Source organism: Streptomyces kryoterrae (genome assembly GCF_054072135.1).
Genome location: NZ_CM133358.1, coordinates 5,292,538 through 5,307,376, shown reverse-complemented (window position 1 = coordinate 5,307,376; position 14,839 = coordinate 5,292,538). Strand labels below are relative to the sequence as shown.

At 70.6% G+C, this 14,839-nt stretch carries 15 protein-coding genes; 6 read left to right on the top strand and 9 right to left on the bottom strand.

All coding sequences use genetic code 11. From position 1 onward, the window contains the following. Positions 1-243 precede the first annotated feature (243 nt). From ACW4TU_RS23175 to ACW4TU_RS23165, 3 genes are all read left to right on the top strand, one after another. Positions 244-429: a hypothetical protein gene (locus tag ACW4TU_RS23175; RefSeq protein ID WP_457416501.1), complete on the top strand. Its 186-nt coding sequence runs from the start codon at positions 244-246 to the stop codon at positions 427-429. A 248-nt stretch (positions 430-677) separates the two neighbouring features. Continuing rightward, entirely contained in the window at positions 678-1,457 is a 780-nt protein-coding gene (locus ACW4TU_RS23170) for a hypothetical protein (protein ID WP_457416499.1), read from the top strand. 154 nt (positions 1,458-1,611) lie between these two features. Further along, on the top strand, positions 1,612-2,187 hold the full coding sequence (locus ACW4TU_RS23165; RefSeq protein WP_457416497.1) for a YdeI/OmpD-associated family protein: 576 nt from the start codon (positions 1,612-1,614) through the stop codon (positions 2,185-2,187). A 59-nt stretch (positions 2,188-2,246) separates the two neighbouring features. On the opposite strand, the gene ACW4TU_RS23160 is transcribed toward ACW4TU_RS23165, so the two are convergent. Together ACW4TU_RS23160 and ACW4TU_RS23155 are read right to left on the bottom strand one after the other, a co-directional pair. Then, positions 2,247-2,543, bottom strand: a complete 297-nt coding sequence (locus tag ACW4TU_RS23160; RefSeq protein WP_457416495.1) for a protealysin inhibitor emfourin — start codon at positions 2,541-2,543, stop codon at positions 2,247-2,249. Beyond that, positions 2,540-3,787, bottom strand: coding sequence for a M4 family metallopeptidase (locus tag ACW4TU_RS23155; RefSeq protein ID WP_457416493.1), 1,248 nt, complete (start codon positions 3,785-3,787; stop codon positions 2,540-2,542). The genes ACW4TU_RS23160 and ACW4TU_RS23155 overlap by 4 nt, the downstream gene beginning before the upstream one ends. 290 nt (positions 3,788-4,077) lie before the next feature. On the opposite strand from ACW4TU_RS23155, the gene ACW4TU_RS23150 reads away from it, so the two are divergent. Then, a complete protein-coding gene (locus tag ACW4TU_RS23150; RefSeq protein ID WP_457416491.1) occupies positions 4,078-4,320 on the top strand; it encodes a hypothetical protein in 243 nt (80 codons plus the stop codon). Between the two features lie 15 nt (positions 4,321-4,335). Here ACW4TU_RS23150 and ACW4TU_RS23145 read toward each other — a convergent pair whose 3' ends face one another. Continuing rightward, positions 4,336-5,244, bottom strand: coding sequence for an NAD(P)-dependent oxidoreductase (locus ACW4TU_RS23145; RefSeq protein ID WP_457416489.1), 909 nt, complete (start codon positions 5,242-5,244; stop codon positions 4,336-4,338). A gap of 95 nt (positions 5,245-5,339) precedes the next feature. On the opposite strand from ACW4TU_RS23145, the gene ACW4TU_RS23140 reads away from it, so the two are divergent. After that, positions 5,340-8,453, top strand: a complete 3,114-nt coding sequence (locus tag ACW4TU_RS23140) for a beta-N-acetylglucosaminidase domain-containing protein (RefSeq protein ID WP_457416487.1) — start codon at positions 5,340-5,342, stop codon at positions 8,451-8,453. A gap of 51 nt (positions 8,454-8,504) precedes the next feature. Here the strand turns inward: ACW4TU_RS23140 and ACW4TU_RS23135 are convergent, their stop codons facing one another. From ACW4TU_RS23135 to ACW4TU_RS23115, 5 genes are all read right to left on the bottom strand, one after another. Next, positions 8,505-8,792 (bottom strand): SCO5918 family protein, encoded by a 288-nt coding sequence (locus ACW4TU_RS23135; RefSeq protein ID WP_457416485.1) that lies wholly within the window; start codon positions 8,790-8,792, stop codon positions 8,505-8,507. A 125-nt stretch (positions 8,793-8,917) separates the two neighbouring features. Then, positions 8,918-10,486 (bottom strand): DEAD/DEAH box helicase, encoded by a 1,569-nt coding sequence (locus tag ACW4TU_RS23130; RefSeq protein WP_457416483.1) that lies wholly within the window; start codon positions 10,484-10,486, stop codon positions 8,918-8,920. Positions 10,487-10,767: 281 nt separating this feature from the next. Next, positions 10,768-10,971: a cold-shock protein gene (locus ACW4TU_RS23125; protein WP_006373337.1), complete on the bottom strand. Its 204-nt coding sequence runs from the start codon at positions 10,969-10,971 to the stop codon at positions 10,768-10,770. Positions 10,972-11,133: 162 nt separating this feature from the next. Continuing rightward, positions 11,134-11,406 carry a hypothetical protein gene (locus ACW4TU_RS23120; RefSeq protein WP_457416481.1) on the bottom strand — a complete coding sequence of 91 codons (273 nt, stop codon included), beginning with the start codon at positions 11,404-11,406 and terminating at the stop codon, positions 11,134-11,136. A 112-nt stretch (positions 11,407-11,518) separates the two neighbouring features. Continuing rightward, entirely contained in the window at positions 11,519-12,106 is a 588-nt protein-coding gene (locus tag ACW4TU_RS23115) for a GNAT family N-acetyltransferase (protein ID WP_457416479.1), read from the bottom strand. 169 nt (positions 12,107-12,275) lie between these two features. On the opposite strand from ACW4TU_RS23115, the gene ACW4TU_RS23110 reads away from it, so the two are divergent. Then, on the top strand, positions 12,276-13,019 hold the full coding sequence (locus ACW4TU_RS23110) for a DUF4142 domain-containing protein (protein WP_457416477.1): 744 nt from the start codon (positions 12,276-12,278) through the stop codon (positions 13,017-13,019). Positions 13,020-13,021: 2 nt separating this feature from the next. Here the strand turns inward: ACW4TU_RS23110 and ACW4TU_RS23105 are convergent, their stop codons facing one another. After that, positions 13,022-14,719, bottom strand: a complete 1,698-nt coding sequence (locus ACW4TU_RS23105) for a glycoside hydrolase family 13 protein (protein WP_457416475.1) — start codon at positions 14,717-14,719, stop codon at positions 13,022-13,024. Positions 14,720-14,839 lie beyond the last annotated feature (120 nt).

Here is a 14,839-nt window from a genome sequence, read left to right as displayed (position 1 = left end):
AAGCACCCCGGTCTGTGCACGACAGCCCTGGTGGCGAGGACAGTTGTGCGGTGCTCCTCGTACGACATGGCGACGGACCACCGAAAAGGTGTAGCGGGCTACACCCCGGGTTCGGGAGAGCACTCCCTCGTGACGGAGAGGCGTTCCCGGGATCGTTGACCTCGGAAGCAAACGCCTCCCCGACCACCTCCCCCCGCGTCTCCCACCTGGCCCTCCTTGGGCCTCACCTGGAAGGAAGCCCCCATGAAGTCCCTGCTCGCCTCCAAGCCCGTCCTCTGGTTCCTGTTCCTGTTCAACCTCGCCGTCGCGGCCGCCGCCCCGTTCGTCGTCGACGGGACGCAGGGCGTCATGACCGCTGTCGGTATGGGAGTCGTCTCGCTCGGCGCGGGCGTCAGCCTCTTCAAGAGCAGCGGCCAGCGGCAGGGGTGACAGGGACAGCAGGGACACGGGGCGCACCGGCAGCAGATCTGACGTGCCCCTTCCATACCGTCGGGAGGAACTCCCCTGACAGCCGAATGGCTCCGCACCGCGATCTCACGCGACGCACGACGAAACGCGCAGGTCAGCCGGGTCACGGCGAGCGAGACCGAGGTTACCGAGAGTCTGCGTTCGGTTGCGGGCAGTGGCCGGTGTTCTCACCGTGGGGCCAAAGAGAGCAGCTCTCGAAAGGACTGCGCATGCGCGCCCTCGTATCCCGTTCCGGCCTCGGCCCCCGCTCCCGCGGGCTCCTCCTACCGTCGTCCGTCGTCTGTGCCGCGCTGATATTCGGCCCGGTCGGCACGGCCGTCGCCGTCACCGACGCCAGCCGGGACGCCTACGCCTCCATCGGCGCCCACACGTCGTGGTCCACCACGTCCGGCACCTCCTCCAACGCCTCCTCCTACGCGGACCGGGTGCTCAAGCGGCTCGGCGCCCTCGACCGCGCCGACCGCACCGACGTACTCGCCCCGGTACTGAACGTCCTGACCGACCTCACCGAACAGACCGGCACCGGCCGCCTCACCGCGACCCAGGCGGCCGGGTTCGCCAAGGCGGTCGAGACGGCGAACGCCTCGCTCAAGCAACGCCTGGCGGAACGGACCGGTACGACGAACAGGGCCGCGGCAGCCATGGCCGACCCGATCTCGGACCTCCTCGACCAGCTCCAGGCAACCCTCAGCGGGCTCCTCGACACGGTGACCGGCCTGGTCGACGGCCTGCTGGGCACGGTCACGGGCCTGGTGAGCGGCCTCCTCGACACCCTCGACGGCCTCCTCGGAGATCTCCTGGGCGGTCTGCCGCCACTGCCGGTGGAACTGCCCCCGGTCGCACTGCCGCCGCTGGAGCTGCCCCCGGCCCCGGTACCCGCATTGCCCGCGCTGCCCCCGGCCCCGGTACCCGCGCTGCCCGCGCTGCCCGCGCTGCCCGCAGCAGGGGGCGCGGCGGGAACGGGGAGTACGGCAGCCACGGTTCAGTGACACCGACGCGCTAGCCCCGGTAGCCCGCCCCGTCGACCACGGGAACCAACAGTCGGCGGGGCGGGCCGCGAACCGTGGCCGGAAGGCGGCACCCGCACGGCCAGCGCGACACTGCGGCCTCCCGACGGAGGGCCGGATGTGATTCGCTGCCGGCGTGACTCAGGATCTGGAGACTGTCGACTTCCCATCCGCCGAGGCCTTCGAGGCATGGCTCGGCGAGAACCACGCGACCTCGCCCGGCATCTGGCTCAAGCTGCGCAAGAAGGGCCCCGGAATCGTCGCGCTGAACTACGCCCAGGCGCTCGACGTGGCACTCTGCTACGGCTGGATCGACGGCCAGAAGGCCGCGTTCGACGACCAGTGGTGGCTCCAGCGGTTCACCCCGCGCAGGCCGCGCAGCAAGTGGTCCAAGGTCAACTGCGGCAAGGTGGCCGTCCTGATCGAGCAGGGCCGGATGCGACCGCAGGGACTGGCGGAGATCGACCGCGCCAAGGCGGACGGCCGCTGGGAGGCGGCGTACGACAGCGCGAGGACCGCCACGGTGCCCGACGACCTCGCGGCGGCCCTGACCGCCGACCCGGCCGCGGCGGCGTCCTTCGAGACCCTGGACCGGCAGAACCGCTACGCGATCCTGTACCGGATCCAGGAGCCCAAGAAGGCCGAGACCCGAGCACGCCGGATCGAGAAGTACGTGGCGATGCTGGCGAAGGGCGAGAAGCTCCCCTTTTAGGGCCTGTCCGGCGGACAAACCCTAGGCACACAGCCACTCGGCGATGGACTGGTTCCTGGTCACCGGTGACTGTCGAGCCACCTCAGCAACGCCGCGAACCCCGGAGACATGCTGGTGTCCGACTGGGTGAGGACGGTGGTGGAACGGCCGTCCTCCTCCACCGTGATCGTGTAGCTCATCGCGTCCCTTGCCCGGCCGGCCCGGTCCTCCTCGGTCGCCGGAACCGCCGCGGCGACCAGTCGGGTCAGCTCGGCGGCGGCGTTCTCGGGCAGGGAGTCGGTGTCCAACTCCTGCGGCGGGAGGCGGAGTTGGATCGCAGCCGCCTGCCCGCCGTGTCTCGCCAGAGTCACCCTCATCCGTGGGTCACGTGTTCGCGCTGCAGTGCGGTCACGGCCTTGGACAGCCCCGCCACCTGGGCGGCCAGCGCCTCGACCTGCCGGTTCAGGGCCACCAGCCCGTCCTCCCGGCCCGCTCCACCGTCCTGGCCGGCCGCGCGACCCCGCGCACCGTTCCGGCCGGCGCGGCCCCGCGCCCGGGCGACCCCGGCCGGGACCCCGCTGATCTGGATGCCGACCTCCTGCCACGCCGACAGCACGGCCAACTGTTCGGTGCTGTCGGCCCCGTACAGCTCCTCGGCCTTCTGGTGGGTGGTGTCCGCGAAGTCCTGGAACTGCGTGTCGACGCTGGACGCCTTGAGCGACTCGTACCAGATGAGGCCGGGAGCCTCCCACGCGAACCCGCCGATGTTCGTCGCCGTCAGGTAGAACGCCCTGTTCGGGATGCCGGAGTTGATGTGCACCCCGCCGAAGTCGCCTCGCTCGGTGTCCGGCAGGTGGGCGAAGTGACGCATGTGGGCCGGCTGGGGATCCTTGCCGAACAGCTCGTTGTCGTACGCCGTCCCCGGAGCCTTCATCGACCGCAGGGCGTCGGCGTCGATCCCCGGGGTGAAGACCTCGGGCCCGATCAGCCAGTCCGCGGTCTCGGCCGACTGCTTCATCGACCATTGCTTGACCAGCGACCCGAAGACGTCCGACAACGACTCGTTCAGCGCCCCGGACTGATTGTGGTAGGCGAGCCCCGCGGTGAACTCCGTTACCGCGTGCGTGAGTTCGTGGGCGATCACGTCGAGGGATCCGGTGAAGTCGGTGAACATGTTTCCGTCCCCGTCACCGAAGACCATCTGCCGCCCGTCCCAGAACGCGTTGTTGTATTTCACGTCGAAGTGAACGTAGCCGTCCAGACGCATTCCCCGGTCGTCGAGCGAATTCCGTTGCAGCACGCTGCGATAGAAATCACGCGTGGTACCGAGTCCGTCGAACGCCCGCTTGACGGACTCGTCCGCGGACGCCGGTCCGTCCTCCGTCTGGGCCAACGCGGCGAAGGAGAGCCTGTCCTGATGGCAGTCGAAGACGGTCCGTCGGCCGTTCCCGGCGGACACGGCACCGACGAGGGAAGCCCGGACCCCTCGCTCACCCCGCAGCCGAGCAGTGGTCAGCAGGGTGTCCAGGGCGGCTTTGCGAACCCCGGAGTCTCCGCTCTCCAGCAGCTTGTCGAGAAGGTGCGGGGGAATGATGCAGTTGACGTGACGGGTCCTGCTCATGGCATACCTCCTGTGCAATGGGAGCGCCGGTGAAACTGGTCATGTGATTGACGGGAAGACCGGGCGGGACAAGTCCATCGCAGGACAAGCAGAAAATGCAGGAAAAAAGCGAGACGTCACCAGTTTCCTGCCGCCCATGACGACTGGCAAACGCAGCGCGAGCGATGTCCACAGCCAACTCCACGGCCACGACCACAGCCCTGACCCATCACCCGGACGGCCCTCGCCGGTGGCGGCCCCGGGCCGGGGTTGCTGGCCTGGGACCCCGCCCGCCACCAGAGGGAGTCCGCATGCCCGGCCCGCACGAGAACCCCGGCTCACACAGGACCGACAACCTCACCGAGACCTTCGCCTTCCGCTGCCTCGACTGCGGCGCGCACTGGAACCGCACCTTCGAGGTGGTCATCCAGCCTGACCCGGCCGGCTGCCTCAACCCGATGGAGTACGTCGACGAGGACGGCCGCGCCATGCACTCCCCCCTGACGGATGCCGTGTGCGGCACCTGCGGCAGCCGAAAGGTACGGGTGGGCTGAAGGCACCGGCCCGGGTTACTTCTCCTCGAAGCTCGCGAAGTACGCCGCCGCCATGTCCTCGTCCCCGTGCCCCTGTTCGGCGGCACGCCGGAACCGTTCGGCGCTCGCGGCGGCCACATCCAGCCGTACGCCGTTCCGCTCGCCCGCCTCGACGATCAACCGGGCGTCCTTGGCCGCCGTGGACACCGCGAAACTCGCCGGGGTCAGCTTGTCGTCCAGGATCAGGCCGGCCTTGGCGCGCAGATAGCCCATGTCGAGCGGGCCGCCGGCGATCACGTCGAAGAAGCTCTGCGGGTCGACGCCGAGGGCCTGGGCCAGGGCGAGCACCTCACCGGTCGCGCTGGTGGCGGCCAGCACCCAGCTGTTGGCGACGAGCTTCAGCCGCGTCGCACTGCCTGCCCCGCCCTCCTCACCGGTCCACACCGTTCGGGCACCGACCGCGTCGAGGACCGGCGTGACGGCCGCCCGGTGTTCCACGGGCCCGGCGGCGAGCACGAGCAGTTGCCCGGCCTCGGCGGGCTGCCGGGTCCCCAGCACGGGCGCGTCGAAGAAGGCCAGCCCCCACTCCGCCGCCAGTGCGCCGAGTTCACCGATCGCGTCCACCCCGGCCGTGGTCGACTGCACCCACGCGGCCCCCGGACGCAGCGCGGGCGCGGCCTCGCGCATGACATCCCGGACGGCGTCACCGTCGTACAGCATCGTCAGGACGACATCCGCGTCCCGTACGGCGTCGGCGGGAGTGTCGGAGACCTGGACGCCGTTCTCGGCGGCCAGCGGTGCGGCCTTCGCGCGGGTCCGGTTCCACACCCGGACGGCGTGGCCGGACCGGGCGAGGTTACGGGCCATGGCGGCGCCCATGATGCCGGTGCCGAGGACTGCGACGGAGAGTGCGACGGGGCGGGCGGGGGTCTCGATGTCGGTCATGGGCTCAGTAAAGCAAGTGGAAGGGGTCTTGCCGTCGGGTGAATCCATCCACCAATATTCCGCGCAATGGATAAAATAGTGAACCGGAGCCGGCCGTGACCCCGGCCCTGAAGTCAGTGAGCGGCCTCCTGGCCGCACTGGCCCTCTGTGTGCTGGGCACCGCCCCGGCCCCCGCCGCAGTGGCGACGCCCCACTCCGCCACAGCGTCCACCGTCCCCCACATCTGGCCGACACCCCAGCAGGTGAGACCCGGCCGCGGCACCCAAACGGTCCCGAAGCAGGTCGTCGAGGTCATCGGCCACGCCACCGACCCCGCCGCCCGCGCCCTCGTCGAACGCGTACTGCGCGACGCCGGCGCCCGCACCATCCGTACGGTCACCGCGGGCCGGCCGACACCCCCCGCCGCCCTCACCGTCTACGTCGGCGGCCCCACGGAGAACCCGGCGACGGCAAAGGCCCTCAAGCACCTGAACGCCGCGCCCCCCACCCAACTCCCCTCCGGCGGCTACACGTTGGCCACGGGCAAGGGCACCGTCGCCCTGTCCGGCGTCGACCCGACGGGCACCTTCTACGCGGCCCAGACACTCCGCCAGCTCATCACCCACCGCTCGGTCCCCTCCACAACCGTCCGGGACTGGCCGACGACCGCCCTGCGCGGAGTGGTCGAGGGTTTCTACGGCGCCCCCTGGACCCAGCAGGCCCGCCTCTCCCAACTCGACTTCTACGGCCGCACGAAGCAGAACGTGTACGTCTACTCCCCCAAGGACGACCCGTATCTGCGCGCGAACTGGCGTGACGACTACCCGCCCGCCCAGCTCGCTACCCTGAAGCAACTGGTGGACCGCGCGACCGCCAACCACGTCCGCTTCACCTACGCCCTCTCCCCCGGACTGTCGGTCTGCTACTCCTCGGCCGCCGACGTCAACGCACTGGTCGCCAAGTTCGAGTCGCTGTACGCGATCGGCGTCCGCTCGTTCGCCGTACCGCTGGACGACATCAGCTACACGTCCTGGAACTGCCCCGCCGACGAGCAGAGGTTCGGCACCGGAGGGGGAGCGGCGGGCGCCGCGCAGTCGGCCCTCCTCAACGCCGTCGTCAGGGACTTCGTCGACGCGCACGACGACGTGACCCCCCTGGAGATGGTCCCGACCGAGTACTCCGACCTCGCCGGCTCCCCGTACAAGACCGCGCTGCGCGAGCGGCTGGACCCCTCGGTGGTCGTCGAATGGACCGGTGTCGGAGTCATCGCGCCGACGATCAGTACCGAACAGGCCCGCCAGGCAAGGGAGTTGTTTGGTCACCCCATTCTCGTCTGGGACAACTACCCGGTGAACGACTACACCACCAGCCGCCTGCTCCTGGGCCCCTACACCGGCCGCGAGGCAGGCGTGGCCACCCAGGTCACGGGCATCACCGCCAACCCGATGATCCAGGCGGAAGCCGGCAAACTCGCCCTCTTCACCTCGGCGTCCTACGCCTGGAACCCGACGGCGTACGACCCCCGAGCGGCCTTCCTGGCCTCGGTGCGGGACTTCGCGGAGAACTCCTCCGCGCCCAGGTCCACAGCCACCTCCCTCCGGATCTTCGCGGAGAACAACTACTCCTCACTCCTGGACGCCACCGAGTCCCCGACCCTCACCCCGCTCCTCAAGGCGTTCACGACCTCGTACGAGAGCGGCACCGGCCTCGACAGGGCGGCCCGCGCCCTCACCGCCTACTTCACGGCGATGGCCGCCACCCCCGCCGACCTCCGCGCACACCTCTCCAACTCGCGCTTCCTGGCCGAGACTTCGGCCTGGCTCGACAAGCTGGGCGCATACGGAGAGGCAGGCGGAACCGCCGTACAGCTGATGCTCGCGCAGACGAACGGCGACACGGATGCCGTAACGACCCTCTACGCCCGTCTCCAGTCGCAGCGCAAGCGACTCGACTCGGTCCCGCAGCAGATCGCCCCCGGCGTACTCGACCGCTTCCTCTTCGACGCGACACTGCGAGCCGCCCCCGACCCCGGCCCGGACGCCTCCTTCACCCCGACGTCCCTGTCCCTGACCCCCGGCGCCACCACCACGGCGACCCTCACGATCGCGGACAACCGCTCCACCACCGCCCGTACAACGGATTGGAAGATCAGGGAGGTTGACGGCCTGACCGTCACTCCGTCCGCCGGCACGGTCACCGTCCCGGCGGGCGGCAAGGCCACCACGAGGCTGACCTTCACGGCGGCCGGCGGGGCGGGGGCAGGCGTAAGGTCGGTCGCCGTCACGGGAGACGGGCTAATCAGCCGGGCAATTCCCGTGCAGATAACAGGAGTTGGCGGGAGCACACGCGCCCTTACTGCCAACTTCAGCGGCGCGTCGGTCAGTTCGGTGAACCTGACCTCCGGTACGTCGACGGAGATCCCTGTCGGCAACAATCCGGGGGAGGTCGTGGTCAGCGCGGACGGCCGTACCGCCTACGCGGCGAACCAGGGTTCGGACACGGTGAGCGTCATCGACATCGCCGCCGCGAAGGTCACGGCGACCGTGGCGGTCGGTGACGTGCCGGCGGGCCTCGCTCTCACCCCCGACGGCCGGACACTCTGGGTCGCGGACTACTCCGACGACGCGGTCCAGCCGATCGACCTCGCCACCGGCACGGCGGGCGCGAAGATCACGGTGGGCGACGGTCCGGAGAACATGGCGATCACCCCGGACGGCACCGCCCTGTACGTGGCGAACATCCACGACAGCACGGTGAGTCCGGTGGACCTCGCGACAGGCACGGCGGGAACGCCGATCGCGGTCGGGCCGAACCCGTTCAACGTGGTCGCGGCTCCCGACGGACGGACGGTGTACGTGTCCAACTCCGGCGGCTCGACGGTCACTCCCATCGACACCGCCACGAACGACACCCGCCCGACCTACCTGGTCACCGGCCAGGCGTACGGCCTCGCCGTCTCCCCGGACGGCCGCACCCTCTGGGTCAGCGCGAGCAACGGTGACACGATCACCCCGCTCGACACGGTGACCGGCGCTCCGGGCACCCCGGTCACCGTCGGCCGCTCCGCCTTCGACGTCACCCTCGACTGGAACGGCGACACGGCCTATGTCACCACAGCCGACGCCGGCACCCTCGTACCGGTCACCACGGCGACGGGCAAAGTCGGTACGCCCCTGAAAACGGGCGCGTACCCGCTGGCCGCGGCGGTTACGGGGGTGCCGGTCGACTGAAAAGCGAGTGAATCCGGCTGAACCGGGCAACTCGCCCGGCTCGTCCGGTGGTTACTGCATCTCGGCCCAGGGGTCGATGACCGCCGGACGGGCCGGGGCTGCCGCCGCGGCCGGACGGCAGGTGAAGCCGAGCCGGTTGAGCGCGGCGATCATCTCCTTCTCGGTGAAGTCCCGCCGGTCGAGGCGGGTGATGACCGCGCCGACCTGCTTGACGGGGTAGTCCACGCCACCGATGCCGACGGCCGCACTGGTGATGGGTTCGGGAGCGACCCCGTCCATCTTGTGCGTGACCTCGCTCATGATCAGGTCGAACGGGAATCGGGCGATCACACAACGCATGGTGCCTCCGCAGGTCAGAGAAGGGTCCGGAGTCTGTGGTTCTGGGCAAGGTGCTGCGGGCGCCGGTCGGCCTGACACCAACCGGCTGGGTGAAGCCGGGACGACGCTGGGGCTTGGGGCTGCGGTCAGCCTGCCTGACGTGCGTCGGAGCCCGGGCGCCTGTTCCGGGGCGCCCGGCGCCGGCGGCTGCGTGGCTCGCCGGTGGTGGGGTCCTGCTCCGTACGGGCGGACGGGTTCCCGCCCGACACCCGCGGCGGCTTGGCACCGCCACCGGTCGGACGCGACGCCTTCTTGGCGGTGCCGCCACCTGTCGTACGGGTCTTACCCGCGGCGCCGCCGCCGGCCGTGCGCGCCGTGGCCGCACCACCCTCGGCGGACCCGCGGCGGGAGCGTGAACCCGAACCGGCAGCGGAACCGGCACCCGCGCCCGAACCGGACCGGGACCGCGAGGACCTGGACCGGCCGCCGGAGCCGTCGCCCTTGGGGGCGGCCGGCGGGGTCGGGGCCGGGACCGGGATGATCACGGGTATGCCGGAAGGCGTACGGGCGCCGGTGATACGGGTCAGTTCGGCGGCGCCGGGGGAGACCTTGGCCGTGTTCGGGTCGACGCCCGCCGCCCGGGTCAGGGTCCGCATCTCGCGGCGCTGCTCGGGCAGGACCAGGGTGACCACGCTGCCGGAGGCTCCGGCACGGGCCGTACGACCGCCGCGGTGGAGGTAGTCCTTGGCGCCGCCGGGCGGGTCCACGTTGACGACCAGGTCGAGGTCGTCGATGTGGATGCCACGGGCGGCGACGTCGGACGCGACCAGCACGGTGACCTCGCCGGTCTTGAACTGGGCGAGCGTACGCGTGCGTTGGGGCTGGGAGCGGCCGCCGTGCAGGGCTGCCGCACGGACGCCGCTCTTCAGCAGGTGCTTGGTGAGGCGGTCGACGCTGCGCCGGGTGTCCATGAACATCAGGACACGCCCGTCGCGGGCGGCGATCTCGGTGGCGACCGTCTTCTTGTCGACGTCGTCGACGTAGAGCACGTGGTGCTCCATCGTCGTGACGGCGCCGGCGTGCGGGTCGGTCTGGTGCACCACGGGCTCGTGCAGATAGCGGCGGGCGAGCCGGCCGACGTCCGCGTCGAGCGTGGCGGAGAACAGCATGCGCTGGCCCTTGCGCGGCACCTGGTCGAGCAGGTACGTGACCTGCGGCAGGAAGCCCATGTCGACCATCTGGTCGGCCTCGTCGAGGACGGTGACGGAGACACGGTCGAGCCGGCAGTCGCGGCGGTCGACGAGGTCACGGAGCCGGCCGGGCGTCGCGATGACGACCTCGGTGCCGTCGCCGAGCGCACGGGCCTGACGGCCGATGGGCAGCCCGCCGACGATCGTGGTCATCTTCAGACTCAGGGCGCGGGCGTGCGGGGTGAGCGCGTCCACGACCTGCTGGGCGAGCTCACGGGTCGGTACGAGGACGAGTGCCAGCGGGCGTCCCGCCTCGGCGCGCTGTCCGGCGAGCCGGGCCAGCATGGCCAGGCCGAAGGCCAGGGTCTTGCCCGAGCCGGTCTGACCACGGCCCATGACGTCGCGGCCCGCGAGGGTGTCCGGCAGCGTGGCCGCCTGGATCGGGAAGGGGACGGTGATGCCCTCGACGGTGAGGGAGGCCAGCAGCGAGGGCGGCAGGCCCAGGTCGGCGAACGACCGGTTCATGCAGAACCTTCCTCAATGCGGCACGTCGACAGAATCACGGCAGCGCTCAGCGTCCGCCGCGAGAGCGGCGGCACACAGGACAGAAAGGCCGTGGGGACGAGCCGAAAGGAAACGAGCGGTGGCGGGGGTCAACCCCGAGAACCAGGGACGGGCGACCGGTGTCCGGTGCGAAACCGTCCCTAAAAAACTGTGAGCCGGGGCTCGCACCCCTAGGTGCGGGCCCCGGCCACAATCACGTGTATCGATGTCGACCCACTAGTGGACCGGCAGGATCACGCGGATCAGGCGGGGAGGATGTTCTCCGCCTGGGGGCCCTTCTGACCCTGCGTGACGTCGAACGTCACCTTCTGGCCCTCGTGAAGCTCACGAAAGCCCTGAGTGGCGATGTTCGAGTAGTGAGCGAAAACGTCGGCGCCGCCGCCGTCCTGCTCGATGAAGCCGAAGCCCTTTTCCGCGTTGAACCACTTCACGGTACCGGTGGCCATGTTAAATCTCCTTGGGGCATGCTCGGGGGCCCGCACCGTGCGGACCCCGCGTCACCGTAATGATTGCCCCGACCGGAGAAGAACACCGAAATCTTTGGGAACCACAACTGCAACTGAAAACCACGCTAGCACAGAACCCGGCGCGGGGGCGCAGTGGCTATGTCACACGTCTGGCGGGAATAGTCTCCGCAGCTCAACGCGGTCCACGGCCGTGGGGACGTCCTCGCGGGTGATCAGGGTGGCCGCGACCATCCGGTGCCCCGGCCGCAGCCCTTCCACGGCGTCCCGATCTTCGAACAGAGCCGCGAGACACCCGGCGGCGTGGGCACGAAGATCTTGCAGGTCCCGGATCTCCTCGGGCTTGCCGGAGTCCCACAGGGCCTCGGCCTCGTCCCGGCCGACGAAGACGAGGGAGTGCCCCTTGGGCGGGGGCATGCGGGCGCGAGGGGGCCGGCCGGCGCAGGGTCCTGGGTGGGACGGTACGGGCCCGGGGAAGCGTGAGTACCCCGAGTGGTGCGGCGAGGGCGGCCGGGGAGTGACGCGACCCTCAGACGAGGGCGCGGCCCTTGTGCCGTACGTGCACATGCCCGTCGTGGGGGAAGGCGGGCGGCTCGGCCGGCAGGACGCGGTCGAGTCCGTACCCGCTCTTGTGCGCCACGCGGCACGAGGCCACGTTGTCCTCCTGGTGCACGAGTTCGAGGCACTGGAGCCCGGCTGCGTCGCCAGGGGCTCCGCCGTACGTGTCGAAGGCCCAGGCCGTGAGCACCTCCAGGGCTCGCGGGGCAACTCCGCGCCCTCGCGCGTGGGCCGCGGTCCAGTAGCCCACCTCGACCGACCGTCCACCTGGAGCCACCCCCTTGAGGACCACCTGACCCGCCAACTCCCCCTGTGCGGATCCTGGTTGGGCCTCGACGACCGCGAAGGCGAACCGGTCGCCGGCCTCCCAGCTCCGCTCCTGACTCCGTATCCAGCGCAGCCCGTCCTCGTCGTTCTCGACGCAATGACTCGTCCAGCGGCGCAGTGCGGGATCCCGGCACGCCTCGACCAGCGCGGCGACGTCCGCGGGGCGCCAGGGGCGCAGGCGGAGGGCGGGAGCGGTCGGGGTCGCGGGCACGTCCAGGGCGAGTATCTCCACGCTCTCTGCCTCTTCGTTCTTCCCAGGTTCTGGGTTCCCAGGTTCTGGGCCTCGTCGGGTCCGCTTTCATGGTGCACCTTTTACGGAGGCCTTACGGAGACGAAAGGTTCCCGCCACCACCCGTATCCGTATCCCTCCTCGACGACCCCCCGTCGCTTCAGGAGGCAAGGTGCGTTTCACCCGGAGCTCGACCGGCACCCTTTTCGTGGGTGGCGCGCTGGGCCTGACGCTCGCCGCGCTCGCCTATCCCGCCATGCTCGGTGTCCAGAACGTGTCCAGTTCGCCCACGCGGATCGTCGCGCAGACCCCCAGCGGGCCGTTGACGGAGGCCGACCGCGACTTCGTGGTGAAGGTGCGGGCGGCCGGCCTCTGGGAGTACCCGGTCGGGCAGATGGCCATCGCGAAGGGAACCTCGCCGGCCGTCATCACCGCCGGGCAGCATCTCGTCGCCGGGCACGCGGCGCTGGACGCGACCGTGCGGCAGATCGCTCCGCAGCTCGGGGTGACCATTCCCAACCTGCCCAGTCCGCAGCAGCAGGGGTTCATCTCCACGCTGACCGCGGACAGCAGGGGAACGCAGTTCGACAGCGACTTCGCCAACATCCTGCGCATCACCCACGGGTCGATCTTCAACACCGTCGCCAAGATCCGGTCGACCACCAAGAACACGCTGGTTCGCGCCCTCGCCGACCAGGCGAACACCACCGTCCTCGACCACATCACGGTCATGGAGAAGACGGGACTCGTCAACTTCGACACCGTGCTCTTCCAGGAGACCACCCCGCCGAAACTGCCCGCCTCCGACGTCACCCCGCCCGTCCCCGTGCCGGGCGCCCCGACCGTCGTCCTCACCCCGCCTCCGAACACCGGCGTCAGTCCGTCCGCCAGCCCGACCTATCCCACGGCGGGGTGAGTTCAGCCTTTATGCCCATGGCCTCGACTTCCGAGCCAGGCCGTCGTGTCCGGGCCCAGGCGTCCGTCCTCGTCCAACGGTGCACTGCTCAACAGGACTTCCCCGGGCGGCAGTTCGACCGGCGTGGCCGACAGGTTCGTCACGCAGCGCCAGCCGTCCGTGCGGGTGAGATCGAGGACGCCGGGGGCGGATTCCGCCGCCCAGGTCAGGTCCTCGCCGTCCAGCAGACGGCGGCGCAGGGCCAGGGCCGTGCGGTACAGCTCCAGGGTCGAGCCCTCGGCCCCGTCCTGTGCCTCGAGGGCGTACGACGCGAAGGCCGGTGGCTGCGGCAGCCAGGCGCCGCCCGCGCCGAAGCCGTACGACGGGCCGGTCGTCGTCCACGGCAGCGGCACCCGGCAGCCGTCGCGGCCCTTGCCGGTGTGCTCCGACTGTTCCCAGATCGGGTCCTGGAGGGCCTCGGCGGGCAGGTCGGCCACCTCGGGGAGGCCCAGCTCCTCGCCCTGGTAGACGTACGACGAACCCGGCAGCGCCAGCATCAGGAGCGTGGCCGCCCGGGCCCGGCGCAGGCCCGCCGCCTCGTCGACCGGCGGGGCGGTGCCGTCCGACAGGAGCCAGGCGTTCGCATCGGTGCCCGGCGGGAGTGTCAGGCGGGAGGCGTGGCGTACGACGTCGTGGTTGGAGAGGACCCAGGTGGCCGAGGCGCCCGCCGAGCGGGCCGTGGCGAGGGAGTCGGTGATCACCCGGCGCAGCTCCTCGGCGTCCCAACCCGCCTGCAGATACTCGAAGTTGAAGGCCTGGCCGAGTTCGTCCGGGCGGGCGTACAGGGCGCGGCGGGCGCCCGGGACCCAGGCCTCGGCGACCGCCATCCGGGGCGGGGTGTAGGCGTCGAAGATCTTGCGCCAGTCGCGGTAGATCTCGTGGACCTCGTCGCGGTCGAAGAAGGGATGCGTTCCGGGTGGCAGGGCGTCCAGCGCCTCCGCGCCGCTCAGTTCGGGAGCGCCCAGGTCGCGCAGCGGCATGTCGAGGTCCTTCGCCAGGGCGTGGGCGACGTCGATCCGGAAGCCGTCGACGCCCCGGTCGGACCAGAAGCGGAGTGTGGTGCGGAAGTCGGCGCGGATCTCCTCGTTGGCCCAGTTGAGGTCCGGCTGTTCGGGGGTGAAGAGGTGCAGATACCACTGGCCGTCGGGCGCCTGGTCCGCCGCCACCCGCCGCCAGGCGCTGCCGCCGAACACCGACTGCCAGTCGGTGGGGGGCAGTTCGCCGTGCTCACCGCGCCCGTCGCGGAAGACGTAGCGGTCGCGGGCCGGGGAGCCGGGGGCCGAGCGCAGGGCCTCCTCGAACCACACGTGCCGGCGCGAGGTGTGGTTGGGGACGATGTCGACCATGACCTTGAGGGCGAGCCGATGGGCCTCGGCGACCATGGCGTCGAAGTCGTCGAGGGTGCCGAGGCGGGGGTCGACGTCACGGTGGTCGGCGACGTCGTAGCCGCCGTCGGCGAGTTCGGAGGGGTAGAAGGGGCTGAGCCAGAGGGCGTCCACGCCCAGCGTGCTCAGATGCGTCAGGCGCCGGGTGATGCCCCTCAGGTCGCCCAGTCCGTCGCCGTCGGCGTCGGCGAAGCTGCGCGGGTACACCTGGTAGAAGACGGCCTGGCGCCACCAGTCGGGGTCCCGGGAGGAAAGGTCCAGAGTCGGTTCGGGCACGCTCGGTCTCCTTGTTTGTGGCGCTTCTCCGGTGGACGACAAGCCCACCTCTGTCCACTTCGCCGGGAACGTGAACGCACGCGCCCCCGGAACACACCGTTCCCTATGTGGCGGAATGGC